Annotated in this window: 20 protein-coding genes and 2 pseudogenes; 19 read left to right on the top strand and 3 right to left on the bottom strand. The window is 37.6% G+C overall.

Annotation, left to right across the window (positions count from 1 at the left end; all coding sequences use genetic code 11):
- Positions 1 to 183: 183 nt before the first annotated feature.
- From AC1DKZ_RS21340 to AC1DKZ_RS21330, 3 genes are read right to left on the bottom strand one after another with little or no spacing between them, the layout of a single operon-like run.
- Positions 184 to 729, bottom strand: a complete 546-nt coding sequence (locus AC1DKZ_RS21340; RefSeq protein ID WP_107887215.1) for an NAD(P)H-dependent oxidoreductase — start codon at positions 727 to 729, stop codon at positions 184 to 186.
- A gap of 4 nt (positions 730 to 733) precedes the next feature.
- Positions 734 to 1,102 carry a MerR family transcriptional regulator gene (locus AC1DKZ_RS21335; protein ID WP_002016114.1) on the bottom strand — a complete coding sequence of 123 codons (369 nt, stop codon included), beginning with the start codon at positions 1,100 to 1,102 and terminating at the stop codon, positions 734 to 736.
- A 51-nt stretch (positions 1,103 to 1,153) separates the two neighbouring features.
- On the bottom strand, positions 1,154 to 2,047 hold the full coding sequence (locus AC1DKZ_RS21330) for a LysR family transcriptional regulator (protein WP_107887216.1): 894 nt from the start codon (positions 2,045 to 2,047) through the stop codon (positions 1,154 to 1,156).
- A 151-nt stretch (positions 2,048 to 2,198) separates the two neighbouring features.
- Here AC1DKZ_RS21330 and AC1DKZ_RS21325 point away from each other — a divergent pair, with 151 nt between their 5' ends.
- The 19 genes and pseudogenes from AC1DKZ_RS21325 (at position 2,199) to AC1DKZ_RS21235 (ending at position 19,208) form a co-directional block, all read left to right on the top strand.
- Positions 2,199 to 3,221, top strand: a complete 1,023-nt coding sequence (locus AC1DKZ_RS21325; RefSeq protein WP_131929180.1) for a YeiH family protein — start codon at positions 2,199 to 2,201, stop codon at positions 3,219 to 3,221.
- 124 nt (positions 3,222 to 3,345) lie between these two features.
- Positions 3,346 to 3,543: a helix-turn-helix transcriptional regulator gene (locus tag AC1DKZ_RS21320; RefSeq protein WP_000538358.1), complete on the top strand. Its 198-nt coding sequence runs from the start codon at positions 3,346 to 3,348 to the stop codon at positions 3,541 to 3,543.
- Positions 3,544 to 3,554: 11 nt separating this feature from the next.
- Positions 3,555 to 3,943, top strand: a pseudogene (locus AC1DKZ_RS21315) (hypothetical protein).
- A gap of 17 nt (positions 3,944 to 3,960) precedes the next feature.
- Positions 3,961 to 4,182: a hypothetical protein gene (locus tag AC1DKZ_RS21310; protein ID WP_002089582.1), complete on the top strand. Its 222-nt coding sequence runs from the start codon at positions 3,961 to 3,963 to the stop codon at positions 4,180 to 4,182.
- Entirely contained in the window at positions 4,179 to 4,571 is a 393-nt protein-coding gene (locus tag AC1DKZ_RS21305; RefSeq protein ID WP_107887218.1) for an ATPase, read from the top strand. The genes AC1DKZ_RS21310 and AC1DKZ_RS21305 overlap by 4 nt, the downstream gene beginning before the upstream one ends.
- A 16-nt stretch (positions 4,572 to 4,587) precedes the next feature.
- The gene (locus tag AC1DKZ_RS21300) at positions 4,588 to 4,815 is read left to right on the top strand and encodes a hypothetical protein (RefSeq protein ID WP_476997001.1); all 228 of its coding nucleotides are present in this window, start codon (positions 4,588 to 4,590) and stop codon (positions 4,813 to 4,815) included.
- Between the two features lie 100 nt (positions 4,816 to 4,915).
- Positions 4,916 to 5,677, top strand: a complete 762-nt coding sequence (locus AC1DKZ_RS21295; RefSeq protein ID WP_131929179.1) for a MerR family transcriptional regulator — start codon at positions 4,916 to 4,918, stop codon at positions 5,675 to 5,677.
- Positions 5,674 to 6,294, top strand: a complete 621-nt coding sequence (locus AC1DKZ_RS21290; RefSeq protein WP_107887221.1) for a hypothetical protein — start codon at positions 5,674 to 5,676, stop codon at positions 6,292 to 6,294. The genes AC1DKZ_RS21295 and AC1DKZ_RS21290 overlap by 4 nt, the downstream gene beginning before the upstream one ends.
- A gap of 47 nt (positions 6,295 to 6,341) precedes the next feature.
- Positions 6,342 to 6,772 (top strand): annotated as a pseudogene (locus AC1DKZ_RS21285) (DUF4362 domain-containing protein).
- A gap of 152 nt (positions 6,773 to 6,924) precedes the next feature.
- Complete coding sequence (gene uvrB / locus AC1DKZ_RS21280; protein WP_107887223.1) at positions 6,925 to 8,901, top strand: excinuclease ABC subunit B; 1,977 nt, start codon at positions 6,925 to 6,927, stop codon at positions 8,899 to 8,901.
- A gap of 5 nt (positions 8,902 to 8,906) precedes the next feature.
- Positions 8,907 to 11,777, top strand: a complete 2,871-nt coding sequence (gene uvrA / locus AC1DKZ_RS21275) for an excinuclease ABC subunit UvrA (protein ID WP_002016096.1) — start codon at positions 8,907 to 8,909, stop codon at positions 11,775 to 11,777.
- 186 nt (positions 11,778 to 11,963) lie between these two features.
- Positions 11,964 to 12,344: a phage holin family protein gene (locus AC1DKZ_RS21270; RefSeq protein WP_002089574.1), complete on the top strand. Its 381-nt coding sequence runs from the start codon at positions 11,964 to 11,966 to the stop codon at positions 12,342 to 12,344.
- A gap of 156 nt (positions 12,345 to 12,500) precedes the next feature.
- Positions 12,501 to 13,430, top strand: a complete 930-nt coding sequence (gene hprK, locus AC1DKZ_RS21265) for an HPr(Ser) kinase/phosphatase (protein WP_002016091.1) — start codon at positions 12,501 to 12,503, stop codon at positions 13,428 to 13,430.
- Between the two features lie 24 nt (positions 13,431 to 13,454).
- Positions 13,455 to 14,267, top strand: coding sequence for a prolipoprotein diacylglyceryl transferase (gene lgt, locus AC1DKZ_RS21260; RefSeq protein ID WP_002034719.1), 813 nt, complete (start codon positions 13,455 to 13,457; stop codon positions 14,265 to 14,267).
- A gap of 66 nt (positions 14,268 to 14,333) precedes the next feature.
- Positions 14,334 to 14,981 (top strand): pyrophosphatase PpaX, encoded by a 648-nt coding sequence (gene ppaX / locus AC1DKZ_RS21255; RefSeq protein ID WP_002112826.1) that lies wholly within the window; start codon positions 14,334 to 14,336, stop codon positions 14,979 to 14,981.
- A gap of 53 nt (positions 14,982 to 15,034) precedes the next feature.
- The gene (locus tag AC1DKZ_RS21250; RefSeq protein ID WP_002139159.1) at positions 15,035 to 15,541 is read left to right on the top strand and encodes an acyltransferase; all 507 of its coding nucleotides are present in this window, start codon (positions 15,035 to 15,037) and stop codon (positions 15,539 to 15,541) included.
- Positions 15,542 to 15,686: 145 nt separating this feature from the next.
- Entirely contained in the window at positions 15,687 to 17,198 is a 1,512-nt protein-coding gene (locus tag AC1DKZ_RS21245) for a tetratricopeptide repeat protein (RefSeq protein WP_107887225.1), read from the top strand.
- An 84-nt stretch (positions 17,199 to 17,282) separates the two neighbouring features.
- Positions 17,283 to 18,239 carry a thioredoxin-disulfide reductase gene (trxB, locus tag AC1DKZ_RS21240; RefSeq protein ID WP_002089563.1) on the top strand — a complete coding sequence of 319 codons (957 nt, stop codon included), beginning with the start codon at positions 17,283 to 17,285 and terminating at the stop codon, positions 18,237 to 18,239.
- Between the two features lie 162 nt (positions 18,240 to 18,401).
- On the top strand, positions 18,402 to 19,208 hold the full coding sequence (locus tag AC1DKZ_RS21235) for a DUF368 domain-containing protein (protein WP_002016085.1): 807 nt from the start codon (positions 18,402 to 18,404) through the stop codon (positions 19,206 to 19,208).
- Positions 19,209 to 19,235 lie beyond the last annotated feature (27 nt).

The following is a 19,235-nucleotide window of genomic DNA, read 5'->3' as shown; positions in this document are numbered from 1 at the left end:
CATGATCGTATCGAAAGAAAGTATCGACAAATGGACAGACTAATCCTCTGCTAGTTTTCATCATTTTTGTTCACTATTTGTGATGGATGAAATAAATAAGAGAATTAGAACTTCATTGGTCAAAGTACCTTCCTTTCATAATATTATTTTTATTGTATGCGCATACAAATGGATTTGTCAAACTTATTTCTGTTTGCTATTTTTGAATTTATTATTATACAATTGTGCTTTTGCCAGCGCCTCAGCATCGTTCTTGATTTCATCTAGTCCATTCGCATCCCCAATAATATACCCTTCAAATGATGAACCAACAAAATCAAAGATATATTGAAACTGGGCGATAAGCGGCAATGCTTTCAGTTTTGGACTGTCTCCGCCAACGATGACAACGTACATTTTTTTGCCTTTCATTTTTTCTTTGAAATGAAGAGATTTATTACGCAAGCTTTGTGACCAGCGATCAACGAAGTTCTTCATGTGGCCGCTCATTCCGTACCAGTATAGTGGTGTAGTGAAGATAATCGTGTCGTGCTCTAGCATGCGCTCAATTAACTGCTCGTAGTCATCATTTACAGGTTGAAATCCTTCTACATCATGGCGCTGATCTATGATTGGGTGGACGATATGATCACGCAAGTAAATTTGTTCTGTTTCAATCCCATCAATCACCATATGTGTTAAAGCTTCCGTATTTCCGTTTTGTCTTGAACTGCCATGTATAACAAACATGTAATCATCCCTTTTCTTTTGCTTGTTTTAGGAGTGAAACGTGTTTTTGTAAATTCGTTTGAATGTTGGAAAGTAATGTGATTTGCTTCGTTACCTCATCAAGTTTGTCTTCGTAAAGTGCAAGGATACTACTACACGGATTTTCGTAGAGATGTGGCTCGATTTCAAGGCAACGTAGCATTCGTTCTGTTTCTTCTAAATTTAAGCCGATTTGCAAGTACATTTGAATCAGCTCTACTTTTTCGATTGCACTTTCATCAAAATCACGGTAGCCATTTGCTAGGCGTTTCGAAGGGAGTAATCCCTTTTCTTCATAATGTCTTAGTGCCCTTTCGCTAACCCCAGTTTCTTTTGATAACTCTCCAATTCGCAATGTGTTTCACTCCTTTTACATGTATTGTAAACCTTCACACTAATGTGAAGGTCAACTCTGTTTTTTCGCAAAAGAATCTACGTGTTTTAAAAAGACTTGAATAGCTTTAGACGGGATAAAATATTTGCCGCGCACGATGGAGAATGGACGGATTAGCTCTTCGTTCGGAACAGGGATGTGGAATATTTCTTGTGCCAACAGTTCTTTTCGAACAGTCCAATCTGAAAGGATAGCGATGCCAAGACCGGCTGCAACGGCTTCCTTCACGCTTTGAATACTGCTAAATGTAAAGAAGCGTTTCATTTTTAAATGATGTTGGTGTATAAATCGATCGCTATAGGCACGTGTGCCAGAGCCGCTCTCCCTTAATACCCAGACTTGGTCTTGCAATGCATTTTCGTTAATCCCCTTGATATGGAGCAATGGGTGGTTTGGCGGGACGACGAGTTTCATTTCATCTTGCATAAAAGTTTCAACATCTACGTCAGCGTATACGACTTGGCCTTCCACTAAGCCGATATCAATTTGATTAGAGCGGAGGCTTTGCAAAACTTCTTCCGTATTGGAGATAAATGTATGAACTTCGACGTGTGCATTTTCATTGGCAAAGCGCGCAAGTATTTTTGGAAGTAAGTATTCGCCAATTGTAAAGCTAGCGCCGATGCGAAGTGTCCCTGTTACGACGTTATGCAGCGCATTAATTTCCTGTTTTGCATCTTCATAAAGGGAGAGCATCTGCTTTGCGTGTATGTATAATATGTTTCCAGCTTCCGTAACTTGGACGTGCTTTGGGGAGCGCTGAATAAGTGTAGTCCCAAATTCATTTTCCAGGTTGCGAATGTGCATACTAACGCCAGGTTGTGAAAGGTTTAATAGTTCCGCAGCACGCGAAAAATGTTTTTGTTCAACGACAGTAACAAAGATCTTTAAAATGTCGACGTTCATTTGTTAGCCCCTTTATTTTTGCTTTTATTTTATCATAAGTATTTCTGATGATAGGGATTCAATATTGATATTAAACTTATTATTAAAACTCTCTTATAATGTAACTAGAAAGAACATGCATGTTCCAATACGATTATTGGGGTGGTACAAAGTGGAACAAACACTTGTTATACAAAAGAAGAAGGGCTTTGGATTTTCGCAAGGTATTGGGATTACGTTATTAATCGCAATCGCCGCGAAATATTTAGCAGAGCTTCCATTTTTAAATATTATGGGACAATTAGTAATCGCTATTCTAATCGGAATGGTTTGGCGCGCGGCAATCGGGATTCCTCAAGAAGCGATAGTGGGAACGAACTTTGCGAGTAAGAAGTTGCTACGCTTTGGGATCATCTTACTCGGAATGAGGTTAAATCTTGTAGATATTGCGAAGGCGGGGCCGAAAGTATTGGTCATCGCAGCGGTTGTTATTACATTTACAATTTTCGTTGTATATGGACTAACGAAAGTATTTAAAGTAGAACAGAAACTTGGAATTTTAACAGCATGCGGGACTGCAATTTGCGGAGCGGCAGCGGTCGTGGCAATTGCACCGCAAGTGAAAGCGAAAGATGAAGAAACAGCAGTCGGGGCAGCAATTATTGCAATTTTAGGTACAATATTTACACTTATTTATACGCTATTATACCCAGTGCTTGGCTTCTCACCCTACGGTTACGGTGTGTTCTCAGGTGCGACGCTGCACGAAATTGCTCACGTTATCGCGGCTGCAGCGCCAGGAGGTAGCACGGCTGTAGACATCGCGGTTATTGTGAAGTTAACGCGCGTAGCGATGCTTGTGCCAGTAGCGATTTTAATTGGATTATGGTTTGGTAAGAGCGAGGAAAGCAAGGAAAAAAGATCGTGGCGCGACCTTCCGATTCCTTGGTTCATCTTCGGATTTTTAGCGATGAGTGCGGTGCATTCGATTGGGATTATCCCAGAAGTTGTTGCCGGCTATATTGTAGTAATTGCGTACATGCTTATTGCAATGGCGATGGCAGGGCTAGGCTTAAATGTAGAGTTTAAAACGTTCCGTAAATTAGGAAGTAGGGCATTCATGGCAGGATTGATTGGCTCGGTTTGCCTATCTGTTCTTGGGTATGTTCTTGTGTATGCTTTAGGATTTATGTAGCAAARAAAAGAGGCATCTTATAGATGTCTCTTTTTTTACCTTTTTTTGTAAATATATCTTTACTTGAATTTGGAAAATATTTATAATTAAAGTAAAGATATCTTTACTTTCGAAGGTGGAGCCTATGGGTGTGAAAAATAAAATTAAAGAATTACGAAAACAACATCATATAACGCAAGTGGAAATGGCAAAGGCGATGCAGGTGACGCGGCAGACGATTGTGGCGATTGAAAACCATCATTATAATCCGAGTCTAGAGCTATCCCTAAAAATCGCCAAATATTTTGGGATGAAGGTAGAGGAAATATTTACGCTGGAGTAAGGGGAGAGAAAATGAACGACACTAAAAAGTTGTATATCGCTACTGTCTTAGGATTATGTGAGGGGACGTTTTAGTTCGTATTATGGACCCATCCATACCGATGTTATCGCTTATAGTTAGTAACATTTTAGCAATTGTATTTCTGATATTGTATACGAATTGCAAAAAGCGGAAGTACAAAAAAGAAGAACTTCCAGATATAGATGAGCGGGTAAATGAAAATATAAGAAAGTATGTAAATGTCTCATTTATATTCGCATTTCTTTTGCTTATTGTTTATATTGTTGCAAGCAAAGCGATAGGGCGAATTACTATACCGATTCCAGAAATATTCATTGTATGTAGTTTCTTATTTGCTGGTAGTCTCACTATAGGAGTAATGGCGGGGAAACGAGCATAGCGATAGGAGGAATGAAAATGCAAGATGAGTTTGAGAGATTTCAATCGGATAAAGCGTTTAAATATTTAGGGTTGTTTTTAACAATGAGTTTAGCGGTATGGAGTTTGTATAATTTAATTGTTTATGGAAATGCGGGCATGCCGTTTGTTTTATTTGTATTAGGACAGTTTGTTTATTTCTTTGTGAACTATTGGCCGAAATGGAAATATAGAAATCAAAAAGAGGCTGATCATGTATGAGTAAGCAAGATATTATACGGTTTATAGGAAGTTTGTTTTTAGCGGGTCTTGTTTTAAATGTGAGTTTAATGATTTTAAGTATTTCGTGGGGAACGATCTTCATATCGAATGTAGCACTAGTCATTTTATATGGCATTTCGGAATATAGAGAACAAAAGCGTTTGAAAGAAGAGAGAGTATCGTCAATTGATGAGCGAGTTGTGAACAATATGAAGTCATATTTTACGATTTGTATTACAAGCTGCGTTTTTTTGTTCATTATGTATCTTTGTGTAAATAAGTATTTAGATAGGCAAGTAGTACATGTAAATGAGTTATTATATATTGCTATTTTTGGTTTATTAATAAGTATGGCATCGACGAGTGTGTTAGCAACAAGGAATAGATAGAAAAAGGGGAACTGGGATGGGATTACCGGTATTATGTGTCGCTACGGCTATTTTTGCTTTGTTTTTGGGAATACAAAACTTCTCTCGTAATCCAGTGCCAAGTGTATGTATTATAATTGGTGCTGTAGGTTTATCATACTATTTATTAATTTTAGCGCATTATCATAAAACAGCAACAAGTGTTGTTGTAGGGGCAATTATTTTATTTTGTGGGCGTGCTATACAAAAGGGGTTATTTCCATAAAAGCTGTTTATACAAAAGGTATAAACAGCTTTTTGTATTTTTTTTACAAACTACTTGAAAGTTACGTTACGTCACCTTTTATAATAAAGGAGAAGAGGTGATGGAGTTGATTTCAATTCAAGAACTAACGAGGGAAACAGGGGTTACAGTAAGGACGTTACGTTATTATGATCAAATTGATTTATTAAAGCCGAGTGGGAAAACTGATGGAGGACATCGGTTATATAGCGAGAGAGATGTTGTTCGTTTGCAACAAATTTTATTTTTAAAAGAAATGGGTTTTTCATTAAAAGAGATTACGAATATGTTAATAACGGATGAGCTCAATTTAAAAATATCGCTTGAAAAGCAACTTAGATTTGTACAGGAAGAACAGAAAAAATTTAATCGAATGGAACGTATTTTACAGGCAGTTGTTTATTCAGTGGATGTGGAGGGAGAACTGGATTGGAAAGTTATGTTTGAACTCATTCAGCTTTCGAAACAGTCTCCGCGAATACGTGAGATGTTTCAAAATGAAGTTTTTTCTAAGGGAGAACAAAAGTTGCTTCATAATTTGCCGAACATGAGTGAAGAAGACCCGAATGTTTTAGAATGGGTAAATTTATTAAAGCAACTACGTAACTTTATGAAAGACGGTAAGGAAGCATCATGTGATGAGGTACAAGGCGCAACAAAGAAATTAATGCAGAAGTGTTTAGAGATGGCAAATGGTGATGAAGCATTTTTAGATAAATTGTGGGAAGTAAGAAAGTCAAAAGAAGATTCACAGAAAATGAGTATGTATCCAATTGAAGAAGAGCTTCTATCATATATGGATGAGGCTTTTCGTATATATGACGAAAGGGAGAGGGATAAATGAGTATACTTGCAGAATATCGTTGGTATTTTTTAATTGGGGCAGAGATTGTATTTTGGTTATCAGCTATCGGATTCTTTTTACTAAGGTATGGATTTCGCTTGAAAAAGGCGAGCTTTATTATGGGGATTGTGCTACTCATAAATGAAGTGTTTATTTTAACTTTAGGGGTATTGGACTATTATCAAACAGGGAAGTTCTCTAATTTTCAAATCATTACGGTAATCATTTTATTATATGCAGTTTTTTATGGGAAAAAGGATTTGAAGAAATTAGATATATATGTACAAAAATTAGTTGCGAAGTGGCGGAATGAACCGGCGCCTATTATCGAAGAACCATTTGAAGTAACAGGGATGGCGCATGCGAAGCAGGAAATAAAAAATTGGATTTTACATCTTATTTTGTTTATTGCGGTTCATATATTCTTTTTCTTCATGTATGGGCTTATTCCAGTAGAACAGTGGGGAAATTGGTTAGAGTCAGGAATCGTTTTAAATAAAACAGCAAGCCGTGTAAGCAAAGTATGGGCTATTATTCTTTTAGCGGATACTGCGATTTCATTTTCATATGTTATTTTTCCGAAGAAGGAGAAAGGAAACAAGAAGCTACTTTCATAGAGGAAAGTAGCTTTTTTCTAGTATACCAATAGTTTGTATAGGAGAGGATAACAATAGGAAAAAGAACAAGTTTTATATGCTTATTTCTCTTTAGTTTAGTAGCATGTTCACAACCTAACAGTGCAATTGATAAGAAGAATGATGTCGTTGCAAAGGGGCGGAAATTTCTAATCTAGATAAATTCGAGAAGTTCGTTTGGAATGTGGAACAAGGGGAAGTTGATAAAATAAGAATTGCACAGTATACACATGAAGGTGACCCGATTTTTCAAACGTTAGAGCATAGTGAGAAAGATATACTTTATGTGTTAGATAATAGACAAGATCAATTTGCTGGTGACCATAAAGGGTTACATAAAGATAGTTGTAAAAGGATTGTTAAAGAGCAACGTGAATCAGAAATGGCATATAGGTTAATAGATTGTACGAATGAAAATGGGCGCAATGGATATGACTTATTATATGTACTTAAAAAATAGAGTTAGTAGAGGAAGGAAGTATTTATTCCTTCCTTTTTCTATATATAACTTGTCGAAAACTTTACCGAATATCTGTTCGTTTTTTTTAGGTTTTTTATGGGCATTCGTGGTAAAATAATAATACAGATTTTTATGAGGAGGTCGGTTTTTAGTTGGAACATCCATTTGAAATTATCTCAGAGTATTCCCCGCAAGGTGATCAGCCGGGAGCGATAGAGAAGCTTGTAGAGGGAATTAATAGTGGAAAGAAAAAGCAAGTGTTGCTTGGAGCGACAGGAACGGGTAAGACATTTACGATTTCAAATGTCATTAAAGAAGTGCAGAAACCAACACTTGTAATGGCTCATAATAAAACGTTAGCAGGACAGTTATATAGTGAGCTGAAAGATTTCTTTCCTAACAATTCTGTGGAGTATTTTGTTAGTTATTACGATTATTATCAGCCGGAAGCGTATGTACCACATACGGATACGTTTATTGAAAAAGATGCGCAAATTAACGATGAAATTGATAAATTACGCCACTCGGCAACGTCTTCCTTATTTGAACGAGATGATGTTATTATCGTTGCGAGTGTTTCGTGCATATACGGTTTAGGTTCTCCGGAAGAATACCGCGAGTTAGTTGTTTCGCTTCGAGTTGGTATGGAAAAGGACCGCAATCAATTGCTTCGTGAACTTGTTGATGTACAGTATGGACGTAATGATATTGATTTTAAGCGTGGTACATTCCGTGTGCGCGGAGATGTAGTTGAAATCTTCCCCGCATCACTTGATGAGCATTGTATTCGAATTGAATTTTTTGGGGATGAAATAGATCGTATTCGAGAAGTAAATGCATTAACGGGTGAAGTATTAGCAGAACGTGATCATGTAGCAATCTTCCCGGCATCTCACTTCGTTACACGTGAAGAAAAGCTGAAGGTCGCTATTGAAAATATCGAAAAAGAATTAGAAGAGCGTTTAAAAGAATTAAATGATAACGGTAAGTTGTTAGAGGCGCAGCGCATAGAACAGCGAACGCGTTATGATTTAGAAATGATGCGCGAGATGGGCTTTTGTTCAGGGATTGAAAACTATTCCCGTCATTTAACACTTCGTCCAGCAGGTTCAACGCCGTATACGCTTTTAGATTATTTTCCAGAGGGTTTCTTAATCGTTATGGATGAGTCGCACGTATCGGTTCCGCAAGTAAGAGCGATGTATAACGGGGACCAAGCACGTAAGCAAGTGCTTGTTGATCATGGATTCCGTCTGCCATCAGCTTTAGATAATAGACCGCTCACGTTTGATGAGTTTGAAGAGAAAACGAATCAAGTTATTTACGTTTCGGCAACGCCAGGACCGTATGAGTTAGAGCAGTCACCGAAAGCAATAGAACAAATTATTCGTCCAACAGGGCTTTTAGATCCACCAATTGATATACGACCAATTGAAGGACAAATAGATGATTTATTAGGAGAAATCCATGACCGGATTGCGAAAAATGAACGTGTATTAATTACGACTTTAACGAAGAAAATGTCAGAGGATTTAACGGACTATTTAAAAGATGTAGGAATTAAAGTGAATTATCTTCACTCTGAAATTAAAACATTAGAGCGTATTGAAATTATCCGTGATCTTCGCCTTGGTAAGTTTGATGTACTTGTCGGTATTAACTTATTACGAGAAGGATTAGATATTCCAGAAGTATCACTTGTAGCTATTTTAGATGCTGATAAGGAAGGTTTCTTACGTTCAGAGCGTTCATTAATTCAAACAATTGGTCGTGCGGCGCGTAATGCAAACGGCCGCGTTATTATGTACGCAGATCGCATAACGAGATCAATGGGAATTGCAATTGAAGAAACACAGCGTCGTCGTAGTATACAAGAAGCTTACAATGAAAAGCATGGTATTACGCCGAAGACGATTCAAAAAGGAGTACGTGACGTTATTCGTGCGACAACAGCAGCTGAGGATACGGAAATATATGAAGCAACACCAGCTAAGAAGATGACGAAAAAAGAACGTGAAAATACAATTGCGAAGATGGAAGCAGAGATGAAAGAAGCAGCAAAGGCATTAGATTTCGAGCGTGCAGCTGAATTAAGAGATTTACTATTAGAATTAAAAGCGGAAGGGTGAAAAGAGTGAGTAAAGATTTTATTGTTGTAAAAGGTGCTAGAGCGCATAATTTAAAAAATATTGACGTAACCATTCCGAGGAATCAGCTTGTTGTTGTGACGGGATTGTCTGGTTCGGGGAAATCATCGTTAGCATTCGATACGATTTATGCAGAAGGACAGCGTAGATACGTGGAATCTTTATCTGCGTATGCGCGCCAGTTTTTAGGGCAAATGGATAAGCCGGATGTTGATATGATTGAAGGTTTATCTCCAGCGATTTCAATTGATCAAAAAACAACGAGTCGTAATCCTCGTTCAACGGTTGGAACGGTAACGGAGATTTATGATTATTTACGTTTATTATTCGCACGAATTGGTACGCCGATTTGTCCGAATCATGGAATTGAAATTACATCACAAACAGTGGAACAAATGGTAGACCGTGTTCTTGAATATCCTGAACGTACGAAGTTGCAAGTGCTAGCGCCTATCGTGTCAGGGCGTAAAGGTGCGCATGCGAAAGTATTAGAAGATATTAAGAAGCAAGGTTATGTTCGTGTGCGCGTTGATGGAGAGATGCTGGATGTATCGGAAGAGATTACTTTAGAAAAAAATAAGAAGCATTCAATTGAAGTTGTTATTGACCGTATTGTTGTGAAAGAAGGAATTGCAAGCCGACTTGCAGATTCACTAGAAAGTGCTTTAAAGCTTGGCGGGGGCCGAGTTTTAATCGATGTAATGGGAGAGGAAGAACTTCTATTTAGTGAACATCATGCTTGTCCACATTGTGGTTTTTCAATCGGAGAATTAGAGCCGCGTATGTTCTCGTTTAATAGTCCGTTCGGCGCGTGTCCTTCTTGTGATGGACTTGGATCGAAGTTAGAGGTAGATTTAGAACTTGTTATTCCGAACTGGGATGTGTCATTAAATGAACATGCGATTGCTCCTTGGGAACCGACAAGTTCACAATATTACCCGCAATTGTTAAAATCTGTGTGTAATCATTACGGCATCGATATGGATATGCCGGTGAAAGATATACCGAAGGATTTATTTGATAAAGTGCTGTACGGAAGCGGGGAAGAGAAGCTTTATTTTCGCTATGTGAATGAATTTGGTCAAGTAAAGGAAAATGAGATTTTATTTGAAGGTGTTATTCCGAATATTGAGCGTCGTTATCGTGAGACGAGTTCTGATTATATTCGTGAGCAAATGGAGAAATATATGGCAGAGCAAGCTTGTCCGAAGTGTAAAGGTGGACGCTTAAAGCCTGAGAGTTTAGCTGTTTTCGTTGGTGATAAAACGATTGCCGATGTAACGAAATATTCTGTTCAAGAAGTACAGGAGTTCTTCTCAACTGTTGAGTTAACGGAGAAACAACAAAAAATTGCTCATTTAATTTTAAGAGAAATTCAGGAACGGGTTGGGTTCTTAGTGAACGTCGGTTTAGATTATTTAACGTTAAGTCGTGCCGCAGGAACTTTATCAGGTGGTGAGGCGCAGCGTATTCGTTTAGCGACACAAATTGGTTCTCGCCTTACTGGCGTACTTTACATTCTTGATGAGCCTTCTATTGGTTTGCATCAGCGTGATAATGATCGTCTTATTCGTACATTGCAGGAAATGCGTGATTTAGGAAATACGTTAATTGTTGTTGAGCATGATGAAGATACGATGATGGCTGCTGATTATTTACTTGATATCGGACCTGGTGCAGGTATTCATGGTGGTCAAGTTGTATCAGCAGGTACACCAGCTGAAGTTATGCAAGACGAGAATTCATTAACTGGGAAATATTTAAGCGGTAAAGAGTTTATTCCGGTACCACTTGAAAGACGTAAAGGTGACGGACGTAAAGTGGAGATTGTCGGTGCGAAAGAAAATAACTTAAAGAATGCGAAAATGTCATTCCCTCTAGGAACATTTGTAGCAGTAACAGGCGTATCTGGCTCTGGAAAAAGTACGATAATTAATGAAGTACTATACAAATCATTAGCTCAAAAGCTATATAAGGCGAAAGCGAAGCCAGGGGCTCATAAAGAAATTAAAGGTCTTGAGCAGTTAGATAAAGTGATTGATATTGATCAATCACCAATCGGGCGTACACCACGTTCAAATCCGGCGACATACACTGGCGTATTTGATGATATTCGTGATGTATTTGCGCACACGAATGAAGCGAAAGTACGTGGGTATCAAAAAGGACGTTTCAGCTTTAACGTAAAAGGTGGCCGTTGTGAAGCGTGCCGTGGTGATGGAATTATTAAAATCGAAATGCATTTCTTACCAGACGTGTATGTTCCGTGTGAAGTTTGTCACGGTAAACGTTACAACCGTGAAACGTTAGAAGTGAAATATAAAGATAAGAATATTTCTGAAGTGTTAGGGATGACAATTGAAGATGGGGTAGAGTTCTTTGCTAATATCCCGAAGATTAAGCGTAAACTTCAAACGCTTGTAGATGTAGGGCTTGGTTATATGAAATTAGGACAACCAGCTACGACGTTATCAGGTGGTGAGGCGCAGCGTGTGAAATTAGCTTCTGAATTGCATCGTCGTTCTACAGGGCGTACGTTATACATTTTAGATGAGCCAACGACTGGCTTACATGCACATGATATTGCACGCCTTCTAGAAGTGTTGCAACGTCTTGTTGAGAGTGGTGAGACGGTACTTGTAATTGAGCATAATTTAGATGTTATTAAAACAGCTGATTATATTATTGACCTTGGACCAGAAGGCGGAGACAAAGGCGGACAAATCGTTGCTTCCGGAACGCCAGAGCAAGTAGTGAAAGAAGAGCGCTCTTATACAGGTAAGTATTTAAAAGAGATTTTAGATCGTGATAAAGCAAGAATGAAAGAGAAAATAAAAGAAGTAGAGTTATCACAATAAGTTGTTAATGAAAGCCGAGTGGGAATTGCACTCGGTTTTTATTTCACTAAGGAAAACTAGTAAGGTTGTTAATAGGTATACAAGCATGAAGGGTAGAATAAGTTGATATAAGCGCTCGTATGATACTTGCGTTTATTGTCTATTAGCGTATGATGAAATATATATGTTAAAAGGATGTGTAAGGAAATGAGATGGATTGTATCACTTCTTGTAAATAGCGTTGTGTTAATCGCTGTATCCGGACTTTTAAAAGGGGTTGCACCAGACGCATTTTACATAGCAAATATACAAACTGCAATTATTGCGAGTATTATATTGGCGATTTTAAACGTATTTGTAAAGCCGCTTTTAATCTTAATTACGCTACCGATTACTCTTGTAACTTTCGGTTTCTTCTTAATTGTTATTAATGCGATTACGTTAAAGATGACGGATTCGTTATTAGGGGACGCCTTTAATATATCTGGATTTGGTGTAGCGATTGTTGCGGCAATTTGTATTTCTATTTTTAATATGATAATTGAAAAAGTAATTGTTGAACCATTACATGAAAAAAAGAGAAAATGACAAAAAGAAAAACATTTCATGATTCATATGAAATGTTTTTTTCTATTTATTAGAAACCGAGTTTCTTGTTTCCAGAAAAAAATGGTACAATATCCGATAGAATGGAATTTTACATCAAATGAGACTGAACCCGCAGCGGAGTGGAGGTTTATACATATGCCGAAAGTAAGGACAAAAGATTTAATTGAACAATTTCAATTGGAGTTAGTAAGTGGTGAAGAAGGGATTCATCGTCCGATTGATACGAGTGATTTATCGCGACCTGGAATTGAAATGGCAGGATTTTTTACATATTATCCAGCTGATCGCGTGCAGCTTCTTGGAAAAACGGAGCTTACGTTCTTTGATACGTTAACGACAGAGCAAAAGCAAGAGAGAATGAAAGCGCTTTGTACTGAGGAGACGCCTTGTATTATTGTAACTCGTAATCAAGATGTACCGGATGAGTTATTACAAGCATCACGTGAATCAGGCGTGCCTTTATTACGTTCTGCTCAAACGACGACGAGATTATCAAGTCGTTTAACAAACTATTTAGAAGGTAAGTTAGCGCCAACAACAGCTGTTCATGGTGTGTTAGTAGATATTTATGGTGTTGGTGTTTTAATTACAGGTCAAAGTGGTGTCGGGAAAAGTGAGACAGCGCTTGAACTTGTAAAGCGTGGTCACCGCCTTGTTGCGGATGATAGCGTAGAAATTCGTCAAGAAGATGAAGATACATTAGTAGGGAGCTCACCTGATTTAATTGAGCACTTATTAGAAATTCGTGGTCTAGGTATCATTAACGTAATGACGTTATTCGGTGCAGGGGCAGTACGAAATTATAAACGTATTACACTTGTTATTAATCTTGAAATTTGGGATCAAAAGAAAAATTATGATCGCTTAGGTCTTGATGAAGAGAAGATGAAGATTATTGATACAGAACTTACGAAGATTACACTTCCAGTTCGTCCTGGTCGAAACTTGGCTGTTATTATTGAAGTAGCAGCGATGAACTTCAGATTAAAACGTATGGGAGTCAATGCGGCACAACAGTTCTCTGAACGATTAATGAGTGCGATTGAGTTAGGAAATCAAGAGTAGACTCTAGAGAGGGAGGTCATATATATGCTGTTAGGTTCTGTACCACAGCTTGACCGTATAGCAGTCCAACTTGGGCCGTTCCCTGTTTATTGGTATGGGGTTATTATCGGTACAGGTGTGCTATTAGGTCTTTGGCTAGCAACTCGCGAGGGAGAAAGGCTTGGTATTCACAAAGATACATTTATCGACCTTGTATTAATCGCAGTACCAATTGCCATTCTTTTTGCGAGAATGTATTATGTCATTTTTGAATGGGAATATTATTCGCAAAATCCGAGTCAAATTATTAATATTCGTCAAGGTGGTTTGGCGATTCATGGTGGTTTAATCGGGGCTGTTATTACAGGAATCCTTTTTGCGAAACGACGCGGGCTTTCATTCTGGAAGTTAGCGGATATTGCTGCGCCGAGTATTTTACTAGGACAAGCAATTGGCCGATGGGGAAACTTTATGAACCAAGAGGCGCATGGTGATGAAGTGACGAGACAGTTTTTAGAAGGTCTTCATTTACCGGATTTCATTATTAATCAAATGTACATTGATGGTGTGTATTATCACCCAACGTTTTTATATGAATCATTATGGAACTTTGCAGGCGTTATTTTACTACTCGCGTTACGAAAAGTGAATTTACGCCGTGGTGAATTATTCTTCACATATTTAATTTGGTATTCAGTGGGACGCTTCTTCGTAGAAGGTTTGCGTACAGATAGTTTAATGCTAGGACCACTTCGTATTGCACAAGTAATGTCTATTGGAATTGTTGTTATTTCTATCATTTTCATTATTGTGAGACGAAAAATGGGGCAAGCTGATAAAAGATATTTAGAAAATTAGAGAAAAGTAGCATCTTATATAAGATGCTGCTTCTTTCATATTCAGGTAATGAAAGGATTAAGGACGATGAAAATAAATACAGTGTTATTTGATTTAGATGGAACGTTAATTAATACAAATGAACTTATTATCTCTTCTTTTTTACATACGTTAAATCACTATTATTCTAATCAGTATAAGCGTGAAGATGTATTGCCATTTATCGGTCCATCTTTGCATGATACTTTTAGTAAGATTGATGCAAGTAAGGTTGAAGAGATGATTACATGTTATCGTCAATTTAATCATGAGCATCATGATGAATTAGTGGAAGAGTATGAAACTGTATATGAAACGGTTCAAGAATTGAAGAAGCAAGGTTATAAGATCGGCATCGTTACAACGAAAGCGAGACAGACGGTTGAAATGGGATTAAAGCTTTCGAAACTGGATCAGTTTTTTGATGTTGTCGTGACGATTGATGATGTGGAACATGTGAAACCACATCCAGAACCACTCCAAAAAGCACTCGAATTATTAGATGCAAAGCCAGAAGAAACATTGATGGTTGGTGATAATCATCATGATATCGTCGGTGGACAAAATGCAGGTACGAAAACAGTAGCGGTGTCATGGACATTGAAAGGTAGAGCGTATTTAGAAGCGTATAAACCAGATTATGTGCTAGATAAAATGAGTGATTTACTACCGATTTTGTCCCGCATTAACGGGTAGTAAGATTCCTGCCGGTTAAAGTGTCACTTTATATAAGTAGAGGAGAGAGTTCAGTGCGACGGACAACGCGCTATCCTGTTTCAGGAGAAAATTCATTGTGGAATGTGTATAAAACAGTTTCTTTTTGGAAGGTAATGAAAAACTTTATTATCATCCAAATCGCACGTTACACGCCATTTTTATCCGTAAAGAATTGGTTATATCGCACGTTTTTACGGATGGAAGTAGGAAAGAAAACGTCGTTTGCACTTATGGTAATGCCAGATATTATGTTTCCAGAAAAGATTACTGTGGGAGACAATTCAATTATCGGCTATAATACAACGCTTTTAGCGCATGAATATTTAATTCGTGAGTATCGACTCGGAGAAATCGTCATAGGGAATGAAGTTATGATTGGAGCGAATACGACAATTTTACCAGGTGTGACAATTGGAGATGGAGCTATCGTTTCAGCAGGCACACTTGTCCATAAAGATGTACCAGGCGGCGCTTTCGTAGGCGGAAATCCGATGCGTATTATTTATACGAAAGAGGAAATGGCCACTAGAGAAGGTTGATGTTAAAAATGTAACATTTCCCTTCTCTTTTTATGAATAAAAAGGAAATAATTGATTATAATATACTGTTTTGTTTTTTACGGAATCGTTTATACTTATAGATAGAAGAATGTGTGAACGAAGAAAACAAAAAACTGGAGGATATATGGGGAAAAATCAAAGAATATATAAGGAGAACGGACAAGTTATCTCTTTTAATCAGTTAGCGGACTTCTTTTATAAAAAAGGGATGAGGGCTTATAAAGGGCAAAAATTGCAAGATGCAATTAAATATTTTCGAAGAGCAGCACAAAGCGAAAAGGAGCCGTTTATTTTATGCCAACTAGCAATAGCATTATCTGAATCTGGTGAATATCAAGAGTCGAATCAGATATTTCTAAAGCTTGTTAGATCCAATCCTGAACTTGAGCAATGCTATTATTTTATTTCAAATAATTATGCATATATGGGCTTGTTTCAACAGGCGAAGAAGTATGCAGAGCGATATTTAGAAGTTGCGGAAGAGAAGGAATTTGTAAAAGATACATTAGAATTGCTTGAGATTATGGAAGAAGATGCAATGGGTGCGGAAGAGATTGAGGATGAAGATGAGCTAATTGTTATGCAAGAAGAAGCGAACCGCTACATTCGTAACGGACAATTAGAAGAGGCGATTGCTACACTAGAAGTTGTTACGAAAGAATATCCAGAATTTTGGTCAGGACATAATAATTTAGCGATTGCACATTTTCAATCAGGTAATGTAGATCAAGCGCTTAAGTTAACAGAAATGATTTTAGAGAAAAATCCTGGTAATATGCATGCGCTTTGTAATACGCTTATTTTTCTATATTCAATTGGAGAGCATAAGCAAGTAGAGTCATTAGCGGGGCAGTTAGTTTCGGTATATCCAATTTCATTTGAGCATCGTTTGAAACTTGGAACAACACTTGCAACAATTGGTCATTTTGAACCTGCATATAAATGGTTCAAAGTATTAAAGCGTCAAGGGTATGAAGGAGACGTCAGTTTTTATTACTGGTTTGCATACTCTGCGTATATGGTGAAGGAACAGCAAGTAGCTGGAAAAATGTGGCAACATGTTGTAGAATTGCATCCTGATAAAAAAGGAAAAGAACCGTGGAATGCACTGAATTTAGCAGATGAAGGACAAAATCTTTTATTTGAAGAGTTACGAAAATCATTTCAGCAAAGTACGACGCTAGAAGAGAAAATGCTAGCTTTATATTTAATGAATGAATTGTCAACACCAGAGAAGGTTGGATTCTTCTTTGATGTAACGCAAGCGAAAAATGGTGTTCCAATCGTATCGCAACTTGCAAAATATTTCTTTTTACTTAATAGTCATAAAAGTATCCCAGCTGATTTACAGCAATTTGAACAGTGCGTACGAATCGCGGATGCATTATACAATTATACGAAAAAAGACGATGAATTAATCGAAGAGTGTTTAAATTTTTGGTTTTGCACGTTCATACGTTTATATACATCTGGAGCGACTTTTACAAATGTGTACGGTTGGTCAGCGGCAATTGAATACATTGTGCGCGGCGAACAAAGAAATAAGATGACACAGGCAGAGCTTGGTGATGTATATAATGTATCTGTAGCGACTGTACGAAAGTATGTGCAGGCTGTTAAGCGCACGCACACGTAGGGTAGGCAAATCATTGGGAAAAAAATGATGCTAACAGTATAATGAGGGTAACTTAATGTGTATGAATGAATGGGAGTGAATAGTGTGTCAGAAGAAAAAATTTATGATGTCATTATTATTGGTGCAGGACCAGCTGGTATGACAGCTGCGGTATATACATCTCGTGCGAATTTAAGCACACTGATGCTTGAGCGTGGTATCCCAGGTGGACAAATGGCAAATACAGAAGATGTAGAGAACTATCCAGGTTATGAGTCTATTTTAGGACCAGACTTATCAAATAAAATGTTTGAGCATGCGAAGAAATTTGGTGCTGAATATGCATACGGTGATGTGAAAGCAATCATCGATGGTAAAGAGTACAAAACAATTATTGCTGGTAAAAAAGAATATAAAGCACGTGCAATTATCGTTGCAAGCGGTGCAGAGTATAAAAAAATTGGTGTGCCAGGTGAAACAGAACTTGGCGGCCGCGGTGTATCATATTGTGCAGTATGTGATGGTGCATTCTTTAAAGGGAAAGAACTTGTTGTTATTGGCGGCGGAGATTCTGCTGTTGAAGAGGGTGTATTCTTAACACGCTTCGCATCAAAAGTAACGATCGTTCACCGTCGTGACACTCTTCGTGCACAGAAAATTTTACAAGATCGTGCTTTCCAAAATGAGAAAGTAGATTTCATTTGGAATCACACTATAAAAGAAATTAACGATGCAAATGGTAAAGTAGGAAGCGTAACACTTGTAGATGTAAACAGCGGAGAAGAACAAGAAGTTAAAACTGACGGCGTTTTCATATACATCGGTATGTTACCATTATCAAAACCGTTTGTTGAACTAGGTATTACAAATGAAAATGGTTATGTTGAAACGAACGAGCGTATGGAAACGAAAGTTCCTGGTATTTTCGCAGCTGGTGATGTTCGTGAAAAAATGCTTCGTCAAATTGTAACGGCAACAGGCGATGGTAGTATTGCAGCGCAGAGTGCACAGCATTATATAGAAGAGTTAGTAGAGGAACTAAAGACTGTAACAGAAAAATAAGGGTGTTTTTTCCTTTTTGGAAGAAAGCTACCGATAGGTGGCTTTCTTTTTTTTGTTCAAATGTCAAACTTTTGTCAAAAATAATTAAGAATATAGTGTTTCTTATTGTTATACTAGAATTTACGGGAAAAATCACTATAAGAAATGAGGAATTTATTCAGTATGGAATGGCGTAATATATATCGTGGATTTTGTATGGGCGTTAGTGATTTAATTCCTGGTGTGAGCGGCGGAACAATCGCTGTTGTGTTGGGGATTTATGAACAATTGCTCGCAGCAATTAGCGGATTCTTTAGTCGTGAATGGAAAAAACATTTAGCGTTTTTAATCCCACTTGCAGCTGGTGTAGCGGCAGCTTTTCTAACGTTAAGTCATGTTATTAAATATTTATTAGCAAATCATTATGAACCGACTCAATTTTTCTTCCTCGGTTTAATTATTAGTATATTACCGATGTTAATGAGAGAAGCTGATGCAAAGGCAACGTTTAAAGGTAGTCATATTGCCTTATTAATAATTGCAGCAATTCTTGTTGCAATAACAGCATTCTTTAAACCAGATAAGGCAGCTGATCCGATTACGACGTTAACAATTTTAAATGCAATTGGTTTATTTTTCGCAGGATGGATGGCTAGTATGGCTATGCTTCTTCCTGGAATTAGTGGATCGTTTATTTTATTAATTATTGGTGTGTATCCGACAGCAATTAACGCTTTAACTACACTCAATTTACCGTTAATCGTGGTTATCGGTGCCGGCGTGATGGCCGGATTTGTTGTAAGTAGTAAAGGAATTAGTTATTTGTTAGATCGTTATAAAAGTATGACATTTGCGGCAATTATTGGGCTCGTTATCGGGTCGATTGTCATTGTGTTCCCTGGAATTCCGACTGGTGGAATTTCAATTGTAAGTTCAATTATTACTTTTATTTTAGGATTTGCGGTTGTTACTTATTTCGGTAAGAAATAAGTGTTTTAATCCCCTTAACGATAAAAA

Source organism: Bacillus sp. 05T21 (assembly GCF_056396785.1).
This window is presented reverse-complemented; position numbering and strand designations above follow the sequence as displayed.